This is a genomic window from Chryseobacterium sp. 2TAF14, from assembly GCF_052115105.1.
Taxonomy (GTDB): Bacteria; Bacteroidota; Bacteroidia; order Flavobacteriales; family Weeksellaceae; genus Chryseobacterium.
Map to the genome: position 1 here is coordinate 1 of NZ_JBFRGA010000280.1, position 2,508 is coordinate 2,508.

Genomic DNA, 2,508 nt, shown 5'->3' on the forward strand with positions numbered 1-2,508 from the left:
GGATATTTCTCGAAATAGATTCGGTGAAGCCGTCATAATTTACTTTTATATTTAATAATGCATCTGAAGATTTCAATACCTCCGGAAGCTTAAATTTCAGCAAATATTTTCCTTCTTTATCGGTAATCAACGAGCCTTCGGCAATTTTTTCGCCTTGATGAGTTACCGTAAAAAAAGCTTCATAAAACGGAATCGGAAGATTGCTCAAACTTCTCATCGAGAAATCTGCCAAAACCTCATCTCCTGCTCCATATCCCTTTTTAGGAAAATCGAGTTTCATCAAAATTCTTGGTGAAACAATTTTTTGGAGGGTAATTTCTTTTTCAAAGACATTTTTTCCGGTTTCGTTCTGCATCCATGCTGTAAAAGCTCTGATTTTATAAATTCCGCCCTTCATATCTTCCGTAAAGCTGAAAGCGCCTTCTGCATGACCATTTTTTATAGCATACTTGTTTTTCTTTACAACCGCTCCGCTCGGATCGACCAATTCTACATTCACCGTTCTGCTTTGGTTCGCGGGAAGGTTGTTTTCCGCCTGAACAACAAATATTTTGAAATACATTACCTCACCCGGTTTATAAAAAACATGGCTGGTCTGAATGTAGGTTTTCTCTTTTTTAAAATCGCTGAATTTACTTTGTGCTTTGAAAAAAACGCTTGATAACAAAATAAAAACAAAAAATATATTGGATAAAAATTTGATTTTCATAGTCTAAAATTTAAAAGAAACCGTGCAGCCATACGTTTTAAAAGAAGGAAGATTGAAAAAATCAAGACCTCTGCTGTTATCAAAATCATAAAAATTCTGATTAGAATCTACGCCGCTGTTTGCCTGCCAAATAAAAATATTATTTACGTAAAAGCTTACGGCTAAAGCCCTGCGAAACTTTCCGACATCGAAATAAGCTGAAAGCGTAATGTCATTAATTCTGATATAATCTGATTTTTCCACATAATTTTCGGCAACACCAAGAAACCCGTATCTCGTCCAGCGATTTTCACTTACCGGCTGATCAGGATTATAAAAATCTACAGGAATCTGGTTAACATTTCCATTATAATTTACACCTTCAAAAATGTAGTTTTTAATATTCCTTTCCTCTGCAGAAATTTGCGAACGTCCGTAATAATCGAGAACAGCCTGAGTTCCGTTCCAGAGTTGCCCGCCTTTTTTCCATTCCCAACTGATGTCTAAGGCAAACATTTTGTAACTGATGTTATGAGAAATTTTCATCACAAAATCCGGAGTGGGATCTGCAATTAATTTCATTCCCGAAGCTTTTACAGGATAGCCATAATCGTCGATAACGATTTTTCCTTCAGGATTTCTCTCAAAGTAACTTCCCATCACTGCTCCCAAAACCTGACCTTCTGATAAGGTTTTATAAATATCATTAAAGCCTGAAATCTTAAGATTATTGTAGCCAGAATTTACACGGTCAACAATATCTCTGTATTTGAAAAACGAAGCCTTGCTGCCTAAAGAAAAATTTGGACTTGTAATTATTCTATCATAGTTTAAATTTACTTCAAATCCTTCGTATGTATGATCGGCTAAGTTTTTCAGCACCAAATTCTGCCCTTCAAAAACTGGAAAAATATCATCAGAAATTTGTCGGTTAAAATATTCTGCGTTAAGATTTATTTTGTAATTAAAAATAAATTTAAAACCGGTTTTCCATTCTTTGATTGCTACATTTGAGAGATTTTTAAATGTTTCAACTTCTTCTAAAGGAAAATATTGGTAAGAATTCTGAGCAGAAAACTGCGTAGTTGTATAAGAAGAATAAGATTTTGCTATTTCCGGTTCTGCAGCCAATTGCGTGTAAGCCCCAAATAGCTGAAGTTTGCGGTCGTATTTATTAAACAAATCTTTAAATGTGAAATATCCGTTTGCTTTCGGAAGCCAATAAGCATTTTTCAACGAAGTATTTGAGATATAAAAAGAATTTCCGACGTTTACACCAAATTCGATATTATTATAATCATCAAAATCTAAATTATAATTAAAAATATAATCCTGTGAAGTTCTCTGATAGATGTAGCTTCGGTCTAAACTGTAATTAACATTGGTTTTCCTGTCATTAAGAATATGATTTAAGCTGAATTTATATTTCAAATCATTATCTTCAAATTCATAGCTCGCAGAAATATTAGAATTATAAAATTCATTTTTCTGATCTCTTCTGTTGTACAATCCGTTGATAAAACCATTGGTCGATGGTTTGTAAACATCACGATGCATAATATCCTGATTGTCGTAAGCCTGACTGATATTGAGTTGGAAACCATTCCGTCTTCTGTTCAAGTCAAAACTGAACTGGCGGATATTTTCATAATAATTGTACTTATTTGGTTGATCAAAAAGAAAATCTGGATTATCGGCGTACAAACTGTAACTTCTCTGCAAACCGTTATTCAGATAAGCATTCTGCTGATTTGAAAAAGAAACAGGAGTGAGCAAAGCATTTTGATAGGCTCTGTTGAAAAGTCCGATTCTGTTTGTAT

General features: G+C 33.9%; 2 protein-coding genes. Both read right to left on the minus strand.

The features are described from left to right. On the minus strand, positions 1–709 hold a 709-nt coding region (locus AB4Y90_RS17445; RefSeq protein WP_441558837.1), incomplete at its 3' end, for an MG2 domain-containing protein. A gap of 3 nt (positions 710–712) precedes the next feature. Next, positions 713–2,508: hypothetical protein (locus tag AB4Y90_RS17450; RefSeq protein ID WP_441558838.1), on the minus strand; the 1,796-nt coding region annotated here is incomplete at its 5' end.